The following is a 23576-nucleotide window of genomic DNA, read 5'->3' as shown; positions in this document are numbered from 1 at the left end:
CCTTGGTCTGTTCGTACTGTGAGCGGGGCGGCACAGGGATTGTTCCCGCGCCGCCCGCCTATCGGGTCAGATGGCGGCCTGGGCCGCTTCGTTGTTGCCTTCGAGGGTGGGGCTGGGCGGCACGCTCCCGTCCACGGGTTCGAGCACGATATGCCCGATCGCGGTGTTCGAACAAGGCACGTGGTAGTGGCGGTGCAGGCACTTCGTGCTCTTGCCCAGCGCGCCGCGCATGATCAGCCACATGACCATCTCGATGCCTTCCGAGCCTGTTTCGCGCAGGTACTCGATGTGGGGGACGTGGCGCAGGTCCTGCGTGTCGCCGATCAGCTTGTCGAGGAACATGTTGTCCCACTCGGCATTGATGAGGCCCGCACGCTGACCCTGGAGCTGGTGGCTCATGCCGCCCGTGCCCCAGATCTGCACGTTGAGATCCTCACCGAAAGAGTTGACCGCACGCGCGATTGCCTCGCCCAGTGCCCAGCAGCGATTGCCCGACGGCGGCGGATAGGTGACGACGTTGACCGCGAGCGGGATCACCTTGACCGGCCAGGCATCGGGCTTGTCGTACATCATGGTGAGCGGCACGGTGAGGCCGTGATCGACGTCCATCTCGTTGATGATGGTCATGTCGAATTCATCGAGGATCAGGCTCTGGGCAATGTGCCAGGCGAGGTCCGGGTGGCCTTCCACGTCGGGCACCTTGCGCGGGCCCCAGCCTTCATCGGCGGGTGCATAACGCTCCCCGCAGCCGATCGCGAAGGTCGGGATGATGCTCATGTCGAAGGCCGAGGCGTGGTCGTTGTAGACCAGGATCACGACGTCGGGCTTGTTTTCGGGCTTGGCGATCCACTCGCGGGTCCAGTCGTACCCGGCGAAGATCGGGCCGAAGTAATCGTCCCGGTCCTTGCCCTGGTCCGACGCGACGCCGAGCAGCGGCACGTGGCTGGAGGCCACGCCTGCGGTAATTCGGGCCATCTCAGCTGTCTCCCTTGATCGAACGCTGGCCTTCGGGCGAGCGGCCGCCTGCGACCATCATCGCCTGGTAGTCTTCCACGCTCATGCCGGTCATCGTCGAGACCGCCTGCACGAAGCTGAGGCCATCGGTCGAGAAGACCTTGGCGAGGAAGTAGATGTTGCCGCCAAGGTCGAGCAGGCGGTTGTAGTCGCGCGCGAGCACGGCCTCCCGCTGTTCCTGCGTCATCGGCCACTCGTTGATGTAGGCCCGCTCGTCCGCCAGCCAGCGCTGGCGGTTTTCCGGCTTCATCAGGCTCATCGCGAACTGGTTGAGGTGGTAGCCCTTGCGGGCACGCGCGGCGGTGTAGACGCGCGTGCCGGGAATGTCCTCGAAGTCGGCGAGGTACTCGTGAATGTCGCTGTGTCCAGCCATGGACCTCTCCCTTGGGTCGGTTGGGTAGGTGAAGGAAGGCGGCCCCTTAGAGGCCGCGTGCCTTCAGCTTGGCGTCGAGACGCGGGAACACCTTGCGCACATTGCCCTCGAAGATCGCGTGGCGTTCCTCCTCGGTGATGTCGAGCGCGTCGACATAGCGCTTGGTGTCATCGAAGTAGTGGCCGGTCTGGGGATCGATGCCGCGTACCGCGCCCACCATTTCCGAGCCGAACAGGATGTTCTTGTTGTCGATCACGTCGGCCAGCAGGTCGACGCCGGGCTGGTGGTAGACGCAAGTGTCGAAGAACACGTTGTTCATGATGTATTCGTCGAGGCTGGGCTTCTTGAGCATGTCCGCGAGGCCCCGGTAACGGCCCCAGTGGTAGGGCACCGCGCCGCCGCCGTGCGGGATGATGAAGCGTAGCTTGGGGAACTTGGCAAAGAGATCACCCTGCATCAGCTGCATGAAGGCGACTGTGTCGGCGGCGAGGTAGTAGCCGCCCGTCGCATGCATCGCCGGGTTGCACGAACCCGAGACGTGGATCATCGCGGGCACGTCCAGTTCGCACATCGCCTCGTAGATGGGGAACCAGTACTCGTCGGTGAGCGGGGGGTGTTCGAAGTGGCCGCCGCCCGGATCCGGGTTGAGGTTGCAGCCGATGAAGCCGAGTTCCTCGACGCAGCGCTTCAGTTCCTTGACCGAAGCGGTGAGGTCCGCCTTGGGGCTCTGGGGCAGCATGCACACACCCACGAACGTCTCGGGGAACATCTGCGTGACGCGGTAGATGAGGTTGTTGCAGTGCGTGGCCCACTCGGCGGCCACGGCCTGGTCGCCGACGTGTGGGGCCATGGCCGAGGCGCGCGGGGAGAAGATCGTGAGGTCCGCGCCGCGCTCCTTGATAAGCTTGAGCTGGTTGTCCTCGATCGTCTGGCGGATCTCCTCGTCGGAGATTTCGGGGTAGGGCGGGGGCGTGGTGCCAGCCTTGAAGGCGGCCTTCTGCTCCTCGCGCCAGGCGTCGTGGCCCTTGGGCAGGACGGTGTAGTGACCGTGGCAGTCAATGACGAGCGACATGGCTTCAGCTCTCTCCCTTGTTCGGATTCGGATGGGTTTTCTGTGATGCGGCAATGGCCTCGAGCTTGGCCGCGTAGCCCTCGGGCGGCGGGGTGAGGCCCAGCTCGCCGATGTCCTGGTGGCGCGCGACCGTGCCCTGCGTCATCAGCGGATCGATGCCCAGGTCGCGCAGCATCGCGGCGGCCTCGGCCATTTCCGCCGAACGGCGGCGGCCGTGGATCATCATGCGGTCAAGGTTGTAGTCGGCGCGCTCGGGCCATTTGATCGTCTTTTCGCTGGCATCGAGCGAGGCGAGCACGTCCTCGGCCACGCCTTCGGCATGGGCGGCCAGCATCATCTCGGCGGTGAGCGCTTCCAACCCCTTGACCATGACCGAGCGGACCAGCTTGATCGCCGAGGCTCGGCCGATGGCATCGCCGACGATGCGGGTCTTTTCAAAGCCCATTCCGGTAAGGAGGTCTTTCGCCTCGGCCGCGTCGGGTCCGGAGATGTTGAGCGGAACGCCGAGGCGCGCGGGGTTGACGGGCGCCATGATGGCGACGTCGACATAGCGCTTGTCCGCGGCGGCAAAGGCCTCGGCCGCCGCGCGCTTGGTGCCGGGGGCGACCGAATTCATGTCGCAGAACAGCGCGTCGGGCGAAATAAGAGGCGCGCAGGTGCGCGCGACATCCAGCGCCTGGTCGGCGGTGACGAGCGAAAGCACTAGGGAGGCATCGGCAAGCGCTTCTTCGGCGCTGGCGCAGGCCGTGACGTCCAGTTCTTCCATGACGGCGCGGCGCGTGGGCGCGATATCGAAGGCGGCGGCGCGCGGCCCCCAGCTCCCGGCGCGGGCAAAGGTCGATCCGGCTTCTCCGAAGCCGATGAGGCAAGCGAACTTGGTGCGGGCCTGTGTCATGGCGGGCATGTCTGCCCCCGGGGGCGGCGGGGGGCTAATCGGAACTGCCTTGCTCTTATAAGCTTTACCTAATCAGCGTGTTTTTTTGCCTGCCGCGATTTCATGCGCGGCTTGCTCCAGATCGGCGAAAAACTCCTCCTGCACAGTGGTCGGGCGCAGCGAGTGGCGGGTGGTCATGCCGATAACACGGTGGAATTGTGCGGGGAGTTGAGCGACCTGCGAAAGCCACTTCGCTTCCAGTTCGACGGGCACCTGGTCGCGTGAGAGCAGGGTCAGGAAATCGCTGTCCATCATGACCTGCCGGATCATCATCACCGAGCCTGATTCCAGCGGGACCTGTGGGCTCTGGCCATGGCTCTCGAAATAACGCTCGAAGCTGTCGCGAAGCGGTGTGCCGCGCGCGGGCAGGCAGAACGGGTAGCGGGCGAGATCCGCGGCCTCGGGGTCCGTGCCGACGAGGGGGTGGTCGTGGCGGCCCAGAAAGACGGGCACGTCCTCGAACAAGGTGCGCTGTTCGAGGTCGGTCTCGACGAGCGGGCTGCGCAGCGCGCCGACCATCACGTCGAGCGTGCCGTTACGCAAAGGTTCGACCAGTTCGGCGCGCGAGCCCTCGACGATGGTGAGCCGCACTTGCGGGCGGCGCGCATGGAAGCGGGCCACGGCCAGGGGGAGGATGCGCGCGCGCGAGAGCGGCATGGCGCCAATGGCGATGCGGCGCGTTTCGTGGCCGCGCAGGGCTTGTATCTCGGAGAGTCCGGCTTCCAGCTCGACCACGGCAAGGCGGAACTCGCGCGCGAACTGGGCACCGGTCTCGGTCATCACCACGTGCTTGCCTCGGCGCACCACCAGCGGGCGGCGCAGCGCCAGCGCGAGGTCGTTTACCGCGCGGTGGATCGAGGGCAGCGACAGTCCGGTTTCCTGGCTGGCGCCCGCGTAGCTGCCGCTGTCCGAAAGCGCGAGGAGCGCGCGCAGGCGCGACATCGTCACATGAGGGCTGCGCACGTGGAGGAGGGCGGACGAAATGCGGGCCTGAAGGATCTGTCCGGCGTGCGTGGGCACCATCCCGTCGTGACGCCGCTCGAAGAGGGGGACCTGCAGCGCCGCTTCCAGGCGTCCTAACGCCTGTGTTATTGCGGGCTGGCTGAGATTGACCGCGCTCGTCGCCGCGCTGACCGTTCCCAGTTCGGCAATTTTCAAGACCGCGCGCAAGTGGCGCAAGTTCAGTTCCCAAACATCCATGCAGGCATCTTTAGCCAAATCCAATGGCGATTGCCAAAGTTCTCTTTCCCCCTCGCGCACGCGAAGCCCATGTCAGGGCCAACCTGAATTGATAACGAGCGAAGAGGAGTGCTGCCATGTCGGGTGTCGTCGTCCAGAATATCGAGCGGGCCGATCCTGCGATCATCGACGGCCTGGCCGCCTGCGGCGTTGCCACCGTGCACGAGGCGCAGGGGCGTACAGGCCTTCTCGCCAGCTACATGCGCCCGATCTACGCAGGCGCGCGCATTGCCGGTTCCGCCGTGACCATCAGCTCGCCCCCGGGCGACAACTGGATGGTCCACGTCGCCATCGAGCAGCTGCAGGAGGGCGACGTGCTCCTGCTCGCGCCGACCTCCCCGTGCGAGGACGGCTACTTCGGTGACCTTCTCGCCACCAGCGCGATCGCGCGCGGGTGCCGGGGGCTTATCATCGATGCGGGCGTGCGCGACGTGCGCGACCTGACCGAGATGGAATTCCCGGTCTGGTCCAAGGCGATCTACGCGCAAGGCACCGTCAAGAACACGCTGGGTTCGGTCAACGTGCCTGTCGTCTGCGCCAACTGCGCGGTGAACCCGGGTGACGTGATCGTGGCCGACGACGACGGCGTGGTCTGCGTGCCGCGGGAAAAGGCGGCCGAAGTTCTCAAGGCCGCGCAGGCGCGCGAAGCCAACGAAGGCGAGAAGCGCGAGACGCTGGCTTCGGGCGTCCTCGGCCTCGACATGTACAAGATGCGCGAGCGCCTGGAGAAGGAAGGCCTCAAGTATGTCTGATCTTCCCACCAGCGCTCCGGTGATGTGGATGCGCGGGGGGACATCGAAAGGTGCCTACTTCCTCAAGGACGATCTGCCGAGCGATCCCGCCGCGCGCGATGCCTTTCTGCTGGGCGTGATGGGCTCGCCCGACCCACGCCAGATCGATGGCATGGGCGGGGCGGATCCGCTCACCAGCAAGGTCGCGGTGGTGTCGGCATCGGAGCGCGAGGGCATCGATGTCGAGTATCACTTCTTTCAGGTCTTCGTGGATCAGGCGACGGTCTCGGACGCGCAGAACTGTGGCAACATTCTGGCGGGCATCGGTCCCTTCGCCATCGAGCGTGGCCTTGTCGCGGCGACGGGGGATGAGACCCGGGTCGCGATCTACATGGTCAACACCGGCCAGGTCGCGGTCGAAACCGTGCAGACCCCGGGCGGCAAGGTAACCTACGTGGGCGAGGCGGCCATTGATGGCGTACCCGGTACCCACGCGCCGATCCCGGTCGAGTTCCGCGATACGGCAGGCTCGATGTGCGGCTCCTTGCTGCCCACGGGCAAGAACGTCGAGGAGGTGAACGGCGTGGCCGTCACGCTTATCGACAACGGTATGCCCTGCGTCGTCATGAAGGCGGTGGATATGGGGATTACCGGCACCGAAACCCGCGAGGAACTCGAAGCCAACGCCGAGCTCAAGGAAAAGGTAGAGGCGATCCGCCTTGCCGTGGGCGAGCGGATGAACCTTGGCGATGTGACCGAGAAGTCGGTCCCCAAGATGTTCCTCGTATCGCCGCCCGTGAATGGCGGTGCGATCAACACCCGTTGCTTCATTCCGCACCGCGCTCATGCGACAGTCGGCGTGCTGGCGGCGGTGACGGTGGCGACCGCCGCTCTCATCGAGGGAACGCCTGCGGCCGAGGTCGCGCAGATCCCGGAGGACGCGCGCAAGACCCTTTCGGTCGAGCACCCGACCGGCGAGATGAGCTGCGTGCTGGAAGTGAACGAAGAGGGCTCGGTGACGAGCGCCGCCCTGCTGCGCACCGCGCGCAAGCTGATGGATGGAGAGGTCTATGTCTGATCGTATCGTCTGCTGGCACTCTGCGCCCAGCAAGCCTTCGTTCGTGCCGCCCGAGGGCGCGATCGACGCGCATTGCCACGTCTTCGGTCCAATGGCCGAGTTTCCCTTCAGCCCCAAGGCGAAGTACCTTCCCGAGGACGCCGGGCCTGACACGCTGTTCGCGCTGCGCGATCATCTGGGCTTTTCGCGCAACGTGGTCGTCCAGGCGAGCTGCCACGGCACCGACAATGCCGCGACGCTGAACGCCATTGCCCAATCGAACGGCAAGGCGCGCGGCGTGGCCGTGGTCGATCCCGACATTTCGGACGCCGAGCTCCTCGCTCTCCACGAAGGCGGCATTCGCGGTATTCGCTTCAACTTCCTGAAGCGCCTCGTCGACAATGCGCCCAAGGACAAGTTCCTCGAAGTGGCCAAGCGCTTGCCCGAAGGCTGGCACGTGGTGATCTACTTCGAGGCGGATATCCTGGAGGAACTGCGCCCGTTCATGGACGCGATCCCCGTGCCGCTGGTCATCGACCACATGGGCCGCCCGGACGTCACGCAAGGCCCCGATGGAGCCGATATGAAGGCCTTCCGCGCCTTCCTCGACAGCCGTGAGGACATCTGGTTCAAGGCGACCTGCCCCGAGCGCCTCGATGCGCTGAAGGAAGGCGGCATGGGCGATCCCTGGGATAACTTCGCGGCTGCGGTTGCGCCGCTTGTTGCCGATTACCCGGATCGCGTCATCTGGGGTACCGACTGGCCGCACCCCAACATGCAGGACGAGATCGCCGACGATGGCCACATCGTCGATATGATCCCGCGCATTGCGCCCACGACCGAATTGCAGAGGAAGCTGCTCATTACCAACCCGATGCGGCTCTACTGGCCTGAGGAACTCTGAGCGTTCCGCTTTTTGACGAACTCTGACGACAGAGGGGGAGGGCGCCTAGCGCCGTCCCCCTCTCTTTATGGGTATTGGGGCACTTCTTTGAACGATCGTTCAATTCTTGGGTGTTCTTGGTTTTTGAGTACCCCGGAAGGTCCCCTATGCTCCGGGAAATATGCCGCTTACCCTTGAGAAAGGGTAGGTGAATGGTTATTCAGCCGGTAACGCACACCGGAGAATGCCCATGATCGATCGTCGTCTGTTCCTCCAGCGCCTTGCTGCGGCAAGTGCGGCCGGATCTGTGCCCGCGCCGATCGCCAAGGCGCTGGCGCAGCCCGCCAACCGCCGCACCGGCACGCTCAAGGACGTCGAGCACGTGGTGATCCTGATGCAGGAGAACCGCTCGTTCGATCACTACTTCGGCACGCTGCCGGGCGTTCGCGGCTTTGCCGATCCGCGTCCGATGCCGCTGCGTTCGGGCAAGTCGGTCTTCCATCAGCCGCGCCCCGAAGGCGGCGAGATCCTGCCTTTCCGCATGAATGGGCAGACGACCAGCGGCCAGCTGCTCAAGAGCCTTGATCACAGCTGGAAGGGCGAGGGAGAGCAGACCTCGGCCGAGTGGGCGGACTACGCCAGCTGGATCCGCCGCAAGGGCGAGATGACGATGGGCTACTTCACGCGCGAAGATGTGCCCTTCTACCACGCGCTCGCCGATGCCTTCACTGTGTGCGATGCCTATTACTGCTCGCTCCACGGGCCGACCAATCCCAACCGCATGTACCTGTTCACCGGAACCAGCGGCATGGCGGTGGGCGACATGCGCCGCCAGGCCGTTCACAACGAGGACGATGGCAACTGGACCGGCGACATGGCGCGTGACAAGGCCGATTTCGACCAGGTCGCGAGCTGGACGACTTACGCCGAGCGCCTGCAGGAGGCCGGTGTCGACTGGAAGGTCTACCAGGAATACGACAATTTCGGTTGCAATTCGCTGGCCTATTTCGAGCAGTTCCGCGGCCTCGACACCAAGAGCGACCTCTACCGCCGGGGCCGCGCCATCGTGCCCGGCTCGACCGCCGAGAACGCCGCCGACAGCACGGGCCAGCACCTTGTCGATGCGATCCGCGCCGACGTCGAGGCCGACCGCCTTCCGCAGGTCTCCTGGGTGGTGACGCCCACCAAGTTCTGCGAGCATCCCGAGGCGCCGCCCGCCTTCGGCGAGGACATGGTTTCGCGCATCCTCGACGCGCTGGTGGCCAATCCCGAGGTCTGGTCGAAGACCGCGCTCATCATCAACTACGATGAGAACGACGGCTTTTTCGACCACATGCCCGGACCCGTTCCGGCGGCCGCCGGAATTGAGGGTGCGAGCACGGTCGATACGCGCGGCGAAGTCTACGAAGGCAACGCGGTGGGTCTGGGTATGCGCGTGCCGCTCCTCGTGGTCTCGCCCTGGTCGCGCGGGGGCTGGGTCAATTCCGAAGTTCACGACCATACCTCGGTGATCCGCTTCCTTGAAAAGCGCTTCGGGGTGATGGAGCCCAACATCACGCCCTGGCGCCGCCAGGTGACGGGCGATCTCACCAGCCTGTTCGACTTCGCCGATCCCGATGGCTCGGCGCTCCACGCGCTGCCAGCCACCGACGACTATCTGCAGAAGATCATGTCGGTCGCACAGCTTCCCTTGCCCGAGGTGCCCGAAGATCAGGCGCTTCCCGCGCAGGAGCCGGGCCGCCGCCCGACCCGCCCCTTGCCCTACCGCATGGAGGCAAGCGCAGGTGGCAGCAAGGACGGCCTGGAACTGACTTTCGCCAACCCGGGCACACGCGGCGTCGTCTACCAGGTCTACGCCAAGGGCCGCGGCGAACTCGGGCCATGGAGTTACACTGTCGAGCCGGGCAAGAAGATCGCGGCGAGCCTGCCCGGCCTGCCGCGCACCGGCGCCTATGATCTGGCCGTTTTCGGCCCCAACGGCTGGCTGCGCGAACTGGCGGGCGAGGCCGCGGACGAGGGCGTTATGGCCCCGGTCGTGACACTGGACGAGCGCGCGCGCGATACCGTTCACCTCGCGATCCGCAACCCGGGGCAGGCGCCGGAGACCTTCACCATTGCCGCCCCGACTTACGGCGAGCTGGCCGAGCGGAGCGTGACCGTGGCTCCAGGTCAGGAACTGCGGGTGCCGGTGTCGGTTGCGGCCAGCGACCATTGGTACGATCTCGTAGTGACGCAGCAGGGCTCGCCCCGCCGTCGCCGCTTCGCGGGCCATGTCGAGACCGGCAAGGCGAGCCTGTCCGACCCGGCCTTCGAGCAGGGCGCGGTGGCATGAAGGTGCGTTTCCTTTCAGGGGTCTTGGGCGCGGTGGCCGCGCTGACGGCGACCGCCAGCGCCGCGAAAGAGTCTCTCGCGCATTGGCCTGCCGAGGCGCGCGCGACGATCGAAAGCGTCCTTGCCGATGCGCCCCAAGGTTCCTTCGCGGTATTCGATGCCGACAACACGATCTGGCAGAACGACCTGGAAGAATCGCTCCTCCCCTTCATGGAAGCGCGCGGCAAGCTCTCGCCCGAGACGCTGGATCCTTCGCTGAAGCCGATCCCCTTTCACGAGGGCGAGACGCTCTACGGCTACTACCTGCGCCTGTGCGAGATCGACGACAACTTTTGCTACCCGTGGATCGCGCAGGTCTTCTCCGGGCACACGCTGGGTGAGCTGAAGAGCGAGGTCGACGCCCTGATGGCGCGCACGGCGCCGATCCCGGTGCGCTACGAAGAGGACGGCAAGGTCGTCTCGGGCACGGTCGAGAGGCCGCATATCTTTGAAGCGCAGCGCGAACTGCTGGACGAACTGCGCGCGCGTGGTGTCCATGTCTATGTCGTGACCGCGGCCTCCGAAGAGCTGGCGCGCATGGTGCTGGCCGATCCGCGTTACGGCCTGAACATCGCGCCGGAAGACATCGTCGGGGTGACGATGGTGCTGCGCGATCCTGACAGCGGCGCGCTCACCACCGCGCGCAGCCAGGTCGCCAAGGGGCACTTCTTCGATGCGGTCTACCCGGCCGAGCGTCACATGCGCATGGAGATGACCTCCACGCTCTGGGCGCCCAACACCTGGTACGAGGGCAAGGTTGCGGGCATCCGCACCTACATCGACGCGGTGAACCGGCCGCTCCTGGTGGCGGGCGACAGCCCGAGCGACCGCGCGATGCTGTTCGAGGCTTCGGCCTTGCGTCTCTGGATCGATCGCAGCGTGGCCAAGACCGCCGCGCTGGAAGAGGCGAAGGCCACGCGTGCCAAGGCGCAGCGGGCAAGCGGCTTGTCGGTGGATGCGGACACCAACTGGCTGCACCTGCGCCAAGAGGAGCTTGCGCCGCGCCCCTGAGGCGCGATAGGCGCCGCTTCCATGACGGGACAGACACACGAACGAGAGGCCGCGCTGCTGGCCGATCTCGACAGCGCGGGAACGGCGTTCCGCGTCTTCGAACACGAAGCCACCGCAACGGTGGCCGAGAGCGCGGCGGTCAAGGAGCATATCGCGGGCGCGCACACCAAGAACCTGTTCCTGACCGACCGGCGCGGCCGCTTCTGGCTGGTGACGATGCCCGCCGAGGAGCGCGCGGACCTCAAGTTTCTCGCCAGTCGCCTCGGCGCCCCGCGCCTCTCGTTCGGCAAGGCCGAGGACATGGTGGCGTTCCTGGGCGTCGTTCCCGGCTCGGTCACCCCGCTTGCCGCCTTCAACGACACCGAGGGCCGTGTGCAGGTGGTCCTCGATGCCGCCTTCGCGCCTGATGGAACGATCAACATCCACCCCTTGCGCAACACCGCGACCCTCTCGATGCAGACTGCGGACCTCGTCGCCACGCTCACCCGCTGGAACCACGCCCCCGAGCTGCTGACCCTGAAGCCGGACCAGGCCTCAAGGTGACAGCGAAGTTGACACAGTTGACACGGTCCAGAGGGAAAGCCGTGTCACCTGTCACCCGCTGTAAAGTCGTCCCACTGCGCCCCGCAATCCCGACCTGCCTTGTTGGGCGACACGCACCTCTCTCCTTGCCCGTGACCATCGACGCGATAGCCTGACGCGACCATAGCGCAGGCGCCCGGGTGTAGGAAAACCCTATCGCGCCGCGCGGTGGGGCGATTGCCTGCGGCCGCGGCATCCGGACTTGGGTCCAAGTAAGCCGGAAAGACATGGAATCCGAGGGCCATCGCCCTCGGGTTCCCGGAACTGTCGAGCGCAGTTCTGTCCTTCCATGCCCTTCTATGAACGATGGCCTCGTCTTTTTGGGCCGGTTGCGGAATGTCTGGTTTGGAACAGCGAAAGCAAGATTCCTGCCGGTCCTGATGGGGAAGGCATCCTCACCGCTGGCTCGCAACGGCGGCAAGTAGCAGACCTCCTGTCAGTGCTATGTGCTCCAAGGCGATTTGGAAATCGACCGTACGGCGCGGTTCAGCGTAAAGCCAGAACGGGTGGCCAAGGGGAATACAAAGTAGCGTGAAGCCGCCCAGGATGCCTGCCCCCAACCACGCCAGCCCGGCGAAATTGGTAATGAGGAGCGCAGATCCCAGAAGTTGGGTGGCAATGGTCGCAACAGCGAAAGCCTGAGGTGCAGGTAACTTCGCTGTCTGCATCTCTGCGACGATGACGTCAAAATTGAAAACGCCGAAAATGCCGGCAATCACGAAGAATGAGCTCAGAACGATGCGTCCGACAACGAGGGTTGTGGGCTGAGCGAGTAGCGCATGAATCCATTCCGACATGACCATTTCCCCTTGGTAATTTACATTACCGCCCTTTACGCGAGAGCATGGTAATTGCAAGTACCGTGCGTGAACGCCGCAGGAGGATGATGTGGAACAGGATTGCGCGAGGGTGAGCCAGCAGCCGGGAGCGCGGACATCCGCTATGCTTGATGCGGCCTGCGACCTGTTCCTCGAACATGGCTTTGCCGGGGTCTCGGTGAACTCCGTTATTGCCAAAGCAGGTGGGTCAAAGCGCGATCTATATAGCGAATTTGGAGGCAAGGAAGGGCTGTTCCGCCGAGTCATAGCGGGGATCTGTCAAGAAGTGCTCGCCCCTCTCGAAATGCTTCCAATGCATGGTGGTTCAGTCGAGGAAGCCTTGGTCACTTTTGGCAAGACCTTCGTTGCCATCCTGGTCTCGCCGCGCGTTGTCTCGCTCCAGCGCCTGGTGGCTAGCGAAGCATCACGCTATCCAGAGTTCGCAAGAGACTTCCTAAACCATGGGCCATCCAGCGCCTACTCCATCGCTGCGGCAATCTTGACTGAGTGCTATCGTCGTGGTGAAATTCGGCGTGACGGATCCGAAGAATTGGGCGCAATCTTCTGTGATATGTTGGTCGCTGACCTCCAGTTCCGAGCAATGGCCGGTGAAGTCATAGGTGACGAAATCATCGACGCCAAAGTTCGCCTTGGCGTCAATGTCTTCTTGCAGGGCTTGCAGGCGCCCACTCGCTCCTGAGACAGCATCAATAGGTTAGATAATCGTCCCCTCTACACAGCTGGGTGACTAGGCCAGTGACGAAAACCGGCCAGTCCCTTCCCTTGCGTGTCCAACCGACCCTTGAGTGACCAACTAGGGCGCGAAGCGGACGTCTGGATCTCAGTTTGCGGCTTGATGACAGATAGGCCCAAAAAGAAAGGGGGCGGACCCTGCGGTCGCCCCCTTCCTCGTGTGCCGTTATCGGGCCGGTCTTGCGATCAGAACGCCTTCTTGAGCGTCACGAACCACTGGCGCGGGGCGCCGACCATGAAGTACTGCCAGTCGCCCGGAGCGTAGCTGGCCTGGTAGCCGCCCGACTGGCCGATGGTGGAGACGTACTTCTCGTCGGTCACGTTGGTGACGTTGAGCTGGATCTCGGTGCCGTCCAGCGCGTCGTCCGAGTTGACGCGGTAGCCCACGGTCAGGTCGACCAGCGCGCGGCCCTTGAACGAGAGGTCGTTCTCGTAGGTGGCGTAGCGCTTGGACTGGTAGTTCACGTGCGCGCGGCCGATGAAGGTGCCGTCATCGTACGAGATCTCGCCGTTGATGAGGTGCTCGGGCTGGTCGACGACCGACTTGCCGCCCGAGGCCGCGACGAGCTCGCCCGCGCCGTTCAGCACGTCATCGTCATAGGACGCATCGGTGTAGGCGTAGGCCGCGTAGAGCGAGAGCGCGGGGGTCACGCGGTACTGGCCGGTGACTTCGACACCCTTGGTCGTGACCGAGCCGACGTTGTTGAGGACCGACGGGCAGCTCTCGATCGCCGAGCAGGGCGAGACCGAGAAGAGGCGGTTGTCGAACTTCACGTGGTAGCCCACGACCGAAGCCTCGAACTTGGGCAGGTGGAAGCGCAGGCCGCCTTCGAAGGTCTTGGACGTTTCCGGCTTCAGGCCCTGCTCACGGATCGCGGCGAACTGGTCGGGCGAGGTGATGAAGGGCGTCGTCGTGAAGGCGCGCATGTTCTCGGCGTAGCTGCCGAACAGCTCGACCTCGTAGATCGGGCGGTAGTTCACGCCGACCTGCGGGAGGAACATGTCCTTGGCCGTGAGCGAGCCCTGCGTGGCCCAGCTGGCGCTGGTGCGCGAGGGGTCGTTGCTGGCGTCGATGTCGACCTGGATGCCCTTCCAGCCGCCCGAGACCTTGAGGCTGTCGGTCAGCTCCCAGGTGTCCTGGACGTAGTACTGGTAGGTGTTGATGTCGAACTTGTAGAAGTAGTCGTACGCGAACGGGTTCTTGGGGAACTCGTGGTGCGAGATGCTCGAGGTCGGGGCATCGTCGAGGCCGAAGTAGTCGCGCGCGGTGTCGTAGTCGTTGACCTCGTACCAGCCGCCCACTTCGATCTGGTTGCCGCGGAACAGGTCGTACGACAGGCTGCCGGTCACGCCCATGCGGTTGATGAAGTATTCCGTGCCGCGCACCGAGAGGCTCGAGCCGCCCGGGGTCGGGACATAGGGCGTCCACCAGGTGCCGATACCACGGTTGTTGTGGTAGTAGGGCGAGACGCGCACGTGCAGTTCGTCGGTGAGGTCGTAGTCGACGCTCATGCCGATCAGCAGGTCCTTGCGCAGGCCATAGCCGTCGTAATAGGCATCATCGCCCGTCAGCGTGCCATAGCCCTCGTAGTCGTCGACGTAGACGCCGTTCTGCAGGTTGCTGGCGATGTCCTGCGCGGTCTCGAAGTCATAGCGCAGGTAGTCCCAGTCGTAGCCGTGACGATCGAGGATGTCGGGCGTGAGGTCGGCGTAGTCGGCGTCGGCCATCTCGGAGTAGTTGGCGAAGATCTTGAGCTCGCCGCGGTCGCCCATCGGCGCGACCAGCTTGGAGTTGATCTGCCACAGCTCCTGCGAGCCCTTGCCCTTCCACTTGGGCGTGTCCGAGTAGGTGCCCGAAACGTAGGCGCGCACGCCGCCGCCAAGGTCGCCGGTCTCGAAGCGGGCGAACAGGCGCCAGGCATCGTTGCTGCCGAAAGTGGCCGCAGTGGTGAGGCCCATGTCGTAGCTGGGATCGAGGCTTTCAAAGGCGATCGTGCCGCCCAGGTTCGAGCTCGAGGCCGTCGAGAGCGCGCCCGCACCCTGCGACAGCTCGGTCATGCCGATGTTGTCCGAGGTGATCGCGCGGCTGATGTGCAGGCCGTTGAAGTTCGAGTAGCTCATGTCGCCCAGCGGCACGCCGTCGAGCGTGAAGCCCAGCTGGTTCTGCGTGAAGCCGCGCACCGAGATGCGGGTCGTCCACTCGTTGGTGCCCAGCGGCGAGGCCGACTGGAAGTTGACGCTCGGCAGCTTGCTGAGAACGGCGAGCGGGCTGGTGCCGGGCGTGGCGACCGCGATGTCCTCGGCGGTGAGGCCCTGGACCTGGCGGGTCTGGCCGGTGCCGATGACGACGATCTCGTTGCGCCCCGAACCGGCTGCGGCGGGCGCGGCGGCGGAAGTGGCAGCATCGGTGGCGGGGCTTGCGTCGCTGGCGGCAGCGTCCGCGGCGTCGTTGGCCGCCAGGGCCGGGGTCGCCAGCACGGCTGACAGCGCCAGCGCGCTGGCGTTCAGAAAGGCATTTGAGCGCATCGTATCCCTCATGCGTTGCGGCAGAATTGCCGTTTTCAAGAGCGCGCGTGTCAAACGCGCGGGCGCGGTACCAGGGCCTGTGGGGCGCGGGAGGCGCAGGGGACTGCGCGGCGCGAGGAGGCCTGTCCGGTTCCGCTCGGGTGGTGCCCGGAGACGTCGCTTGCGCAACCCGGGGGCTCGGTGGGAGCTGACGCGCTCATAGCGCTCGCGAGAGATTGTTCAACCGTTCAATTTCCATAAATGTAAATTGATGAGGCATTTTGCGGCCTAAATGGCACACTCACCCCTCTGTCCGGGAAGGTTCCCGCGAGTGTGACATTTTTTTGAATGTTTGTTCAGTTGCAAAAGACTGTTCGGTTGCCGGATAGATTGGGGCGCTGTTCAACCCGGCTGCGAGTCGACACGGCGCGCGCGCATAGGAAAAAGGCCCCGCGCGTGTGCGCGGGGCCTCGGTTGGGTCGGGGCAGGATGCCACCCGGGCCGGGCGGCTGTGGCTCAATCGGCCTTGGCGGGGCTGCGGGGCTTGGCCTTGGCGTTGTGCATCCAGAAGGGATCGTCGGGCAGGCGGTGGATCGGTCCGTAGACCTGCTCCAGCAGGACCGCGAGGGCGGGATCGCGCGCGGCCATCTCGGCATCGGTGCGCACCAGCGTGTCGCCCATCTGCGCGGGGAAGTTGCTGTTGAACCAGAACTGCGTGCCCTCGGCCCAGTACTCGTCGATGGTGTTCTCCATGTACTGATCCTTCCAGGTGCCGCGCTTGCGCGCATTGGCGTAGGCGGCGTGGATCAGCGCATCGAAGGCCGGGTCGATTTCGAGCAGGGCCTGGTACATCGCGTGCGAGAACTCGTGGACGAGGATCGTCTCGCCGAAATAGCGCGTGCCGGGTACGGCCTGGATGTTCTCCTCCGCCCCGCTGGTGAGCAGGCCGCCCATGCCGCGCGCGCGCTTGGCCCAGTATTCATAGGGCGTGAGCGGCGCGATCTCGGTGTCGTAGTTCTCCCGCTCAAAAGGCGTGAGTACGATGTCGTCGCGGGCCGGCTTGTCCCAGTCGCGCTGCTCGGGCAGGTCCATGGTCGTCTCGTCCTCGGCCATGATCGCGATGCGAAAGCCCTGGCGCACCAGTTCGCGCGCGATCTCGGGCCGGTGGGCGAGCATGGCGTGGACCATGTTGCGCGCCTTGACGAGCGTGCTCGGCTTCACCTTGGAGGAGCTGGTGATCCACAGGCCATCGGTTTCGATGGCCTGGGTGTAGAAGGGATCGAGCGCCAAGTCGGCGGGCGGGGCGACGATGTCCGCCGCGCTGGCCGTGGCCGCGCCCGCAAGCGCCGCGCCGCCCACGAGCGGCAGGGTCAGGGCAAGGGCGCTGAGTGCGCGGCGGCGGAACGAGGAAAGGCGCAAGGTCGATATCTTCCAGGCTTGGGGCGGCCGCCCGCAGAGGGACGGCGCCGGTGGCGGGAGCGGCGGCGCACCGGCGCCGCGCCGCTCAGGCGAAGGGGCGTTCGAGCGCGGTCTGGGGCTCTGTGAACCAGGCCGCGCCCGTCTCGGTGACATGGAAATGGTCTTCCAGCCGCACGCCGAAGCGCTCGGGATGGACGATCATCGGTTCGTTGGAAAAGCACATGCCCGGTTGCAGAGGCGTGGTGTCCCCGCGCACGAGGTAGGCAGGCTCGTGGATGGCAAGGCCGATGCCATGGCCGGTGCGGTGCGGCAGGCCGGGCAGGGCATAGTCGGGACCAAGGCCCGCTGCGGCAATGACATCGCGCGCGGCCGCGTCGACCTCCTCGCACGGCACGCCGGGGCGCACGGCGGCAAAGGCGGCGGCCTGCGCGGCCTTTTCCAGTTCCCAGGTCTCGGCCTCAAGCGCGCTCACCTTGCCGAAGGCGTACGTGCGGGTGATGTCGGAGTGGTAGCCCTCGACGCGGCAGCCGGTGTCGATGAGGACGAGCTGGTTCTCCTCCAGCTCCTGATCGTAGGGCAGGCCATGCGGATAGGCGGTGGCGTGGCCGAACTGCACCGCGCAGAAGTACGAGCCCGAAGTGCCGAGCGTGCGGTGCGCATCGTCGATGAAGCGGATCACCTCGCTCGCGCGGATGCCGGGCGCCAGGATGCGCGCGGCGGCCTTGTGGACCTCCAGCGTCATCGTCTTGGCCTGCTGCAAGAGCGCCAGTTCCTGCGGCGACTTGAGCATACGGCCGCCATCGATGATCGCGCCTGCATCGATGGTGGAGCCGACCAGCGCCATGAAGCGGCGGGCATGGCCAAAGGAGAGCAGCGGGTCGAGGGCCAGGCAGGTCGCGGGGCCATGCGCACGGCATTCCAGGGCGACCGCGTCCTCTTCCTCTTCCCACAGGACGTACTCGGCCTCGATCTGGAGTTCGGCGTCGAGCGAGCCGCGCTCGAACACCGGGCAGATCACGCGCGGGGTGCCGCTCCTGGGGATGACGAGCGCGACGAGCCGCTCGGTCGGCGACCAGGCGAGGCCGGTGAAGTAGCGCATCGACGGGCCGACATTGACGACCATCGCGTCCGCGCCGGCGTCGATCATGCGCGTGCGGGCGGCCTCGATGCGCGCGGTATATTCCGCGCGCGTGATGGCGGGCGCCCAGTCGCTCCAGCGGCCCAGCCGGGCCAGTTCGGTCTCGCGGTCGGATCCGCCAATCATCGTCGTCATCGTCCTGTCCATCTGCAACTGGGGAAGGGGGAGCCCTTCTCCTGTCATGGTCCGGGGCGGTCGGCAATGTCGGGAGGGACCCGACCGCCCCGGAAGGCTTGCGGGGCTCAGCGCGGGCTGAGCGTCACGACCTTGGGGCCGCTGCCAAGCTCGAAGGCGTAGGCGCCGCGCTCCAGCGAGCCGGTGTCGCTGGCGTAGGGCTTGCCGTCCTTGGTGGTGGTCTCGAAGAGCAGGCGCGCGCGCGGCGTGATGGCGCTTGCCGGATCGAGCGTCAGGCGCACTTCGCCGGTCTTCGTGTCGTAGTCGGCCGAGGCGATCTTGCCCGCCTCCAGCGTGATCCACAGGCCCGCAGGGGCCACGAAGAGGCGGCGGCGCGCGCCGTCCTGGGGCACGACGTGGACGGTGTCGCCCTGGGTTTCCAGCTTGCCGCCCAGGCCCAGCCAGCCGAACTCGGGATGATCGACAAGGTAGGTCGCGGCGGTAATGGCGTGGCCATAGAAGCCCATGCCGTAGTCACCGGTGATCGCATCCCACTGCATCATGTCGGGATAGGAGTGGAACGCGGCCGAACCGAAGCCTTCCTGATCGATGTTGGTGATGCCGCCCATCATGCCGCCGTAGGCAACGCGCAGGAGGTGGAAGTCCTTGGGGTTCTTGCGGTAGGCGGTGAACAGCGGCACCGCGTTCAGGGCCGAGCCGTAGTGGTGGATCTGGCGCTCAATGCGGCTGACCTTGCCGCCATAGAGGAAGTCCCAGTAGCGGCGCGCGTTGCCGTTGTAGCCCCAGCTCGGGATCGTCGGGTCATAGCCCAGAATGACCTCGCGGGTGGCCTCGGCCTGCGGCTCGTAGCCGAAGTGGTCCATCCAGGCGTAGACTTCGGGCTGGCCGGTGGAATCCCAGGCCATCTCCGAGCCGAACGGGTACTTGAGCGAGCGCCAGTGGTCCGCGCGCTCGGTCATCAGCCGCTTCATGTTGGCCGCTTCCTCGGTCATTCCCTCGCGCTCGAGGTCCTTGAGGATGTCGAGGAAGACATCGCCTTCCATCAGGCCAAAGCGCGCGTAGTAGGGCGCATCGCGCATCATCGCGACGCTCGTGACGTAGGCCCACTTGAGGTAGAACTTCCAGTCGTGACGCGTGACCAGCCCCTCGGTGTCGCGCGCCAGGCGGTAGAGCACCCAGTGCCCGATCGCGACGTGGGGGTAGTTGTAGGTGCGGCCAAGGTCGTTGGAATGCTCCTTGTTCCACGCCGTCCAGCTCGACCAGTCGATCTTCGGATCGTAATAGTCGGGGAATTCCTCGGGCTCGTAGTAGAAGATGCTCTTCTTGACGCCGCCCTTGTGCTCGCCCTCGTCGATCTGGAGCGTGCCGAGCACGGTCTCGTCGACCAGGCGCTCGATGCGCGCGACCTCTTCGGGATCCGGATTGTCGAGCTGCTTGATGGCGGCCGCGACCCACGAACCCGCGCCGCCCTCATCGCTCATGCCCGCGACCCACACGCGCCCGTCCTGGGTAAGGATCTTGTTCTCCTCGCGGTCGTAGGAGAGGATCGCAGGGGTGCGGTGGAAGGGATCGCCCTTGCCCTCGAACCACTGCTGGTGCGTGGTGAAGTGGCCAAGGTCGGCGACGACCTTCTCCATGGGCTTGGTGATGTAGTAGCTCACCGTCTGCTTCTGGCCATCGGCGTAGGTCAGCGTCAGGCGCGCGCGGCCCCAGCCGCTGGCCTTGACCTGGTAGCGTGCCCAGCCTTCGCCGCTGCCCTCTTCGCTGAGCGACAGGGCGCCTTCGGGGAAGCTCTCGAACCCCGTGACCTTGCTGGGCGCTTTCAGGAACAGGCTCGCGCTCTGGTCGGTGGGCAGGACGTAGCCGGGAATGCCGACCGCGACCGGGCGCTTGTGCGCGACGAGCGTGTCCTCGATCGCGCGGATGCTGGGGGCGGTCACGAACTTCACGCCATAGCTGCGGCGCTCGCCCGGCTGGAGGGTGATGCTGGTCGGCTCGTTCCACTGGCGGGATGCCTTGGACCATTCCTTCTCGGCAAAGCCCTTGCTGGCGACCGTCCAGTCATAGAAGCCTTCGGAGACCTGCCCGCGCGGCGAGAGGTCGGTGAAGTTGTCGTCCTTCTTGGCCCAGGCCTTCTCGTAGATCGGCTTGTAGGCTTCGAGCGGGGTGCCCTTTTCGGGCAGGACGAGAAGCGCGGGGCCCTCGCCCGAAAGGCGGGTCACCTGCAGGTAGCCTGCATCGCGCCCGATATAGGGATCGACGAAGCTCGCTTCCTGGTGCGCGGAATCCAGGTCCCGGTCGAGGATGATGTTGTCGAAGACCATCGGCATGCCCAGCACGCCGATCTCGACCGCCTCGGCGCTCGTGTTTTCGAGCGTGAAGCGCATGGCGAGGACACCGTCCTCGTTGAGCCAGCGGCGCTCGACCTTGAGCGGGATACCCTCGCCCATCGAAGTGGTGATGTCGGCGGCCGCGAGCACGTCCTTGCCGCCGCGCAGCGCGGTGATCTGCTTGCGCAAGGTGGAGGAGTTGTAGTCCTGCCAGGCCCCGCCGCCGGTGCGCAGGCGCAGGTGCAGGTCGCCGATATGGACATAGCCGTTGGCCGCGCGCTCGGCCTCGCGCCCGGCGGGCACGAAGTCGAAGGCGCTCACGCCCTTGGGTGCCAGGCTCGCCAGCGTCTGGGTGTCCGCGCGCAGCGCCAGGTTGAAGTCCTGCGTCGTCATCTCGGTCTTGATGATCGGCGGGTAGACCTTCTTGGGCTTCTCGTCCTGGGCCTGGACGGCAGTGATCGGAAGCACGGTGGGGGCCGCCGTGGCGATGGCCAGGGCAAGCAGCGGGAGGGGGCGCAGTACGCGGTTCATGTCAGGTCCTCATTTGCGGCCGATGCCAGCCAGGCTCGGGTCTCTTGATCGTGGGATGACGATTGCAGCGGGGGGCGTCAAGGAAAATATACGATATATAATCGGAGTAATTGTGGAGAGGGCGTGCCCTGCTCTGGTCTCTGCGTGCGTTATCGGCTCCTGTATTTCCGCGGGGTTGGAGCGCACTTGGGAGCGGATCCACAGGGGATTGACTCGGCGATCACTCAGGCTATCAATAACGTATACGATATTCGATAGGAGTGTTTCGGGATGAAAGCCAGTCGGCGCCAATGGATGTCTGGGGTTGCCGCGCTCGCGCTGTGCGGGGTGGCGCCGCGCGGGTTTGCCGCGGTCGTGAAGCCGGTCATGCCCCTGCGGGCAACGCCTCTGCCCCTCAACGACGTGCGCCTCACCGCGTCCGACTGGGCGACCGCGGTCGAGGTCAACGAGGGCTACCTGCTCTCGCTCAGCCCGGACCGCTTCCTGCACAACTTCCGCAAGTACGCCGGACTCGAGCCCAAGGCCGAGATCTACGGCGGCTGGGAATCGGACACGATCGCGGGGCATACGCTCGGCCACTACATGACCGCGCTCGTGCTCACCTGGCAGCAGCGCGGCACCGCCGAATGCCGCAGCCGCGCCGACTACATCGTTGACGAGCTGGCCGATTGCCAGACCGCGCGCGGCAACGGCTACATCGGCGCGCTGGGGCGCAAGACCAAGGACGGCGAGATCGTCGATGGCATCACCGTCTTCGACGAGGTGCGCGAGGGCATCATCAAGTCAGGCGGGTTCGACCTCAACGGCTCGTGGTCGCCGCTCTACACCGTGCACAAGATGTTCGCCGGCCTGCTCGACATCCACGCGGCCTGGGGCAACGACAAGGCGCTCAACGTCCTGATCGGGCTCGCCGCGTACTTCGCGGACATGTTCGACGCGCTCGACGAGGCGCAGATGCAGGAGCTGCTGGGCTGCGAATACGGCGGTCTCAACGAAAGCTACGCCGAACTCTACGCGCGCACCGGCAATGCGCGCTGGATGCAGATCGCCAAGCGCATCTACGACAAGCGCGTGCTCGACCCGCTCGTCGCGCAGGAGGACAAGCTGGCGAACTTCCACGCCAACACGCAGGTCCCCAAGCTGATCGGCCTTGGCCGCATCCACGAGCTGACCGGCGAGAAGGCCCCGGCGACGGCCGCGCGCTTCTTCTGGGACATCGTCACGCAGCACCACAGCTACGTGATCGGCGGCAATGCGGACCGGGAGTACTTCTCCGAGCCCGACACCATCGCCCAGCACCTGACCGAGTCCACCTGCGAGCACTGCAACACCTACAACATGCTCAAGCTGACCCGGCAGCTCTATTCCTGGCAGCCCGAGGCGGCGCTGTTCGACTATTACGAACGCGCGCACCTCAACCACGTCCTCTCGGCGCAGAACCCGCACAACGCGGGCTTCACCTACATGACGCCGATGATGAGCGGCGCGGAACGCGGCTATTCGCAGCCGGGCGAGGAAGGCTTCTGGTGCTGCGTGGGCTCGGGGATGGAGAGCCACGCCAAGCACGGCGATTCGATCTACTGGCAGGGTGAGGACACGCTCTTTGTAAACCTGTTCATCGCCTCGCGCGCGGTCTGGAAGGAAAAGGGCGTCGCCCTGAGCCTCGCGACCGATTACCCCTTCGAGGGCGACGTGCGCCTGACGCTCGAGACGGTAAAGTCCTCGCGCTTTGCCCTCGCGCTGCGCATCCCGGGCTGGAGCCAGGGCGCGGTGGGCTTGCGTATCAACGGCGAAGTGGCGCAGGTCACGCCGGTGAACGGCTATGTCCGCATCGAGCGCCGCTGGCAGGCGGGCGACGTGATCGACTATTCGCTGCCGCTCGACCTGCGCCTCGAATCCGCGCCCGGTGCGCCCGAGGTGGTCTCGGTCCTGCGCGGGCCGATGGTCATGGCCGCGGACCTTGGCCCGGTCGAGATGGAGTGGAAGGACGTCGAGCCTGCAATGGTCGGCGAGAACCCGCTGGAGGCCTTCTACCCCATCGTCTCGGACCGTCCGCGCTATGTCACGCGGGGCATCGTGCGCCCGGGTGATCGCAACTTCGTGCCCTTCTACAGCCAGTACGAGCGCCGCAGCGCGATCTACTTCAAGCGCTTCAGCGAAGGGCAGTGGAAGCAGGAAGAGGCCGCCTACCTGGCCGAACAGGCCCGCCAGAAGGACATCGCGGCGCGCTCGATCGACGTCATGCACCTGGGCGAAATGCAGCCCGAGCGTGACCACAACCTGATCTCGGAGAACTCCTGGCCCGCCGCCTACCGCGGGCGCAACGGGCGTGATGCGCGCTCGGGCGGCTTCTTCGAATTCTCGATGAAGGTGAAGCCCGGGCCGCTGCTGCTCCAGGCGACCTACTGGGGCAGCGAGCGCGGCCGTGCCTTCGACATCCTCGTTGACGGGGTGAAGGTGGCCACGCAGGTTCTGGGCGAGGACCGCCCCGGCAAGTTCTTCGATGTCGAGTACCCGCTCCCGCAGGCACTGACCAAGGACAAGGACAGCGTGCGCGTGCGCTTCGTGCCGCACGAGCGCAACACCGCAGGGCCGGTCTTCGGGGTTCGCCTCTTCACCGCCAAGCCCGGCACCGCGACGTAACCGCAGCCCTCCTGGCTGCCACGAACAAGGCCCGCATC

Annotated in this window: 18 protein-coding genes; 8 read left to right on the top strand and 10 right to left on the bottom strand. The window is 65.6% G+C overall.

The annotated features are described in order from the left end of the window. Positions 1-66 precede the first annotated feature (66 nt). The 5 genes from LC060_RS09225 to LC060_RS09205 all read right to left on the bottom strand — a co-directional run bounded on the left by LC060_RS09225 (position 67) and on the right by LC060_RS09205 (position 4593). Entirely contained in the window at positions 67-975 is a 909-nt protein-coding gene (locus LC060_RS09225) for a class III extradiol dioxygenase subunit beta (protein WP_226634781.1), read from the bottom strand. A gap of 1 nt (position 976) precedes the next feature. After that, the gene (gene ligA / locus LC060_RS09220; protein WP_213503780.1) at positions 977-1387 is read right to left on the bottom strand and encodes a protocatechuate 4,5-dioxygenase subunit alpha; all 411 of its coding nucleotides are present in this window, start codon (positions 1385-1387) and stop codon (positions 977-979) included. Between the two features lie 46 nt (positions 1388-1433). Then, positions 1434-2459 carry an amidohydrolase family protein gene (locus LC060_RS09215; protein WP_226634779.1) on the bottom strand — a complete coding sequence of 342 codons (1026 nt, stop codon included), beginning with the start codon at positions 2457-2459 and terminating at the stop codon, positions 1434-1436. A 4-nt stretch (positions 2460-2463) separates the two neighbouring features. Continuing rightward, entirely contained in the window at positions 2464-3363 is a 900-nt protein-coding gene (locus LC060_RS09210) for an NAD(P)-dependent oxidoreductase (protein ID WP_226634778.1), read from the bottom strand. A gap of 63 nt (positions 3364-3426) precedes the next feature. Beyond that, positions 3427-4593: a LysR family transcriptional regulator gene (locus tag LC060_RS09205; RefSeq protein WP_226634776.1), complete on the bottom strand. Its 1167-nt coding sequence runs from the start codon at positions 4591-4593 to the stop codon at positions 3427-3429. Positions 4594-4709: 116 nt separating this feature from the next. On the opposite strand from LC060_RS09205, the gene ligK reads away from it, so the two are divergent. The 6 genes from ligK to LC060_RS09175 all read left to right on the top strand — a co-directional run bounded on the left by ligK (position 4710) and on the right by LC060_RS09175 (position 11227). After that, positions 4710-5384: a 4-carboxy-4-hydroxy-2-oxoadipate aldolase/oxaloacetate decarboxylase gene (gene ligK, locus LC060_RS09200; protein WP_226634774.1), complete on the top strand. Its 675-nt coding sequence runs from the start codon at positions 4710-4712 to the stop codon at positions 5382-5384. After that, entirely contained in the window at positions 5377-6441 is a 1065-nt protein-coding gene (locus LC060_RS09195; RefSeq protein ID WP_226634772.1) for a 4-oxalomesaconate tautomerase, read from the top strand. Before ligK ends, LC060_RS09195 begins: the two co-directional genes overlap by 8 nt. Next, positions 6434-7324 carry an amidohydrolase family protein gene (locus LC060_RS09190; RefSeq protein ID WP_226634770.1) on the top strand — a complete coding sequence of 297 codons (891 nt, stop codon included), beginning with the start codon at positions 6434-6436 and terminating at the stop codon, positions 7322-7324. Before LC060_RS09195 ends, LC060_RS09190 begins: the two co-directional genes overlap by 8 nt. A 229-nt stretch (positions 7325-7553) precedes the next feature. Next, the gene (locus LC060_RS09185) at positions 7554-9635 is read left to right on the top strand and encodes a phosphocholine-specific phospholipase C (RefSeq protein WP_226634768.1); all 2082 of its coding nucleotides are present in this window, start codon (positions 7554-7556) and stop codon (positions 9633-9635) included. Further along, positions 9632-10684 carry an HAD family hydrolase gene (locus LC060_RS09180; protein ID WP_226634766.1) on the top strand — a complete coding sequence of 351 codons (1053 nt, stop codon included), beginning with the start codon at positions 9632-9634 and terminating at the stop codon, positions 10682-10684. The genes LC060_RS09185 and LC060_RS09180 overlap by 4 nt, the downstream gene beginning before the upstream one ends. 21 nt (positions 10685-10705) lie before the next feature. Then, complete coding sequence (locus tag LC060_RS09175) at positions 10706-11227, top strand: prolyl-tRNA synthetase associated domain-containing protein (RefSeq protein ID WP_226634764.1); 522 nt, start codon at positions 10706-10708, stop codon at positions 11225-11227. Positions 11228-11661: 434 nt separating this feature from the next. On the opposite strand, the gene LC060_RS09170 is transcribed toward LC060_RS09175, so the two are convergent. Then, positions 11662-12063, bottom strand: a complete 402-nt coding sequence (locus tag LC060_RS09170) for a DoxX family protein (RefSeq protein ID WP_226634762.1) — start codon at positions 12061-12063, stop codon at positions 11662-11664. 112 nt (positions 12064-12175) lie between these two features. On the opposite strand from LC060_RS09170, the gene LC060_RS09165 reads away from it, so the two are divergent. Next, positions 12176-12784, top strand: coding sequence for a TetR/AcrR family transcriptional regulator (locus tag LC060_RS09165; protein ID WP_226634754.1), 609 nt, complete (start codon positions 12176-12178; stop codon positions 12782-12784). Between the two features lie 239 nt (positions 12785-13023). Here the strand turns inward: LC060_RS09165 and LC060_RS09160 are convergent, their stop codons facing one another. The 4 genes from LC060_RS09160 to LC060_RS09145 form a co-directional block, all read right to left on the bottom strand. Then, entirely contained in the window at positions 13024-15363 is a 2340-nt protein-coding gene (locus LC060_RS09160; RefSeq protein ID WP_226634752.1) for a TonB-dependent receptor, read from the bottom strand. A 495-nt stretch (positions 15364-15858) separates the two neighbouring features. Then, positions 15859-16761 (bottom strand): glycoside hydrolase, encoded by a 903-nt coding sequence (locus tag LC060_RS09155; protein WP_226634750.1) that lies wholly within the window; start codon positions 16759-16761, stop codon positions 15859-15861. A gap of 85 nt (positions 16762-16846) precedes the next feature. Next, entirely contained in the window at positions 16847-18034 is a 1188-nt protein-coding gene (locus tag LC060_RS09150) for a M24 family metallopeptidase (RefSeq protein ID WP_226634748.1), read from the bottom strand. Positions 18035-18141: 107 nt separating this feature from the next. Further along, positions 18142-20895: a DUF5695 domain-containing protein gene (locus tag LC060_RS09145; protein WP_226634747.1), complete on the bottom strand. Its 2754-nt coding sequence runs from the start codon at positions 20893-20895 to the stop codon at positions 18142-18144. A gap of 294 nt (positions 20896-21189) precedes the next feature. Between LC060_RS09145 and LC060_RS09140 the strand changes: the two genes are divergently transcribed. Continuing rightward, on the top strand, positions 21190-23538 hold the full coding sequence (locus LC060_RS09140) for a glycoside hydrolase family 127 protein (RefSeq protein ID WP_226634745.1): 2349 nt from the start codon (positions 21190-21192) through the stop codon (positions 23536-23538). Positions 23539-23576: the final 38 nt, after the last annotated feature.

Origin of the sequence: Novosphingobium profundi (genome assembly GCF_020524485.1) — a bacterium.
In the GTDB taxonomy this organism is placed as follows: Bacteria; Pseudomonadota; Alphaproteobacteria; order Sphingomonadales; family Sphingomonadaceae; genus Novosphingobium; species Novosphingobium profundi_A.
The sequence above is the reverse complement of the archived record's forward strand: the minus strand, read 5'-3'. Positions and strand labels throughout refer to the sequence as shown.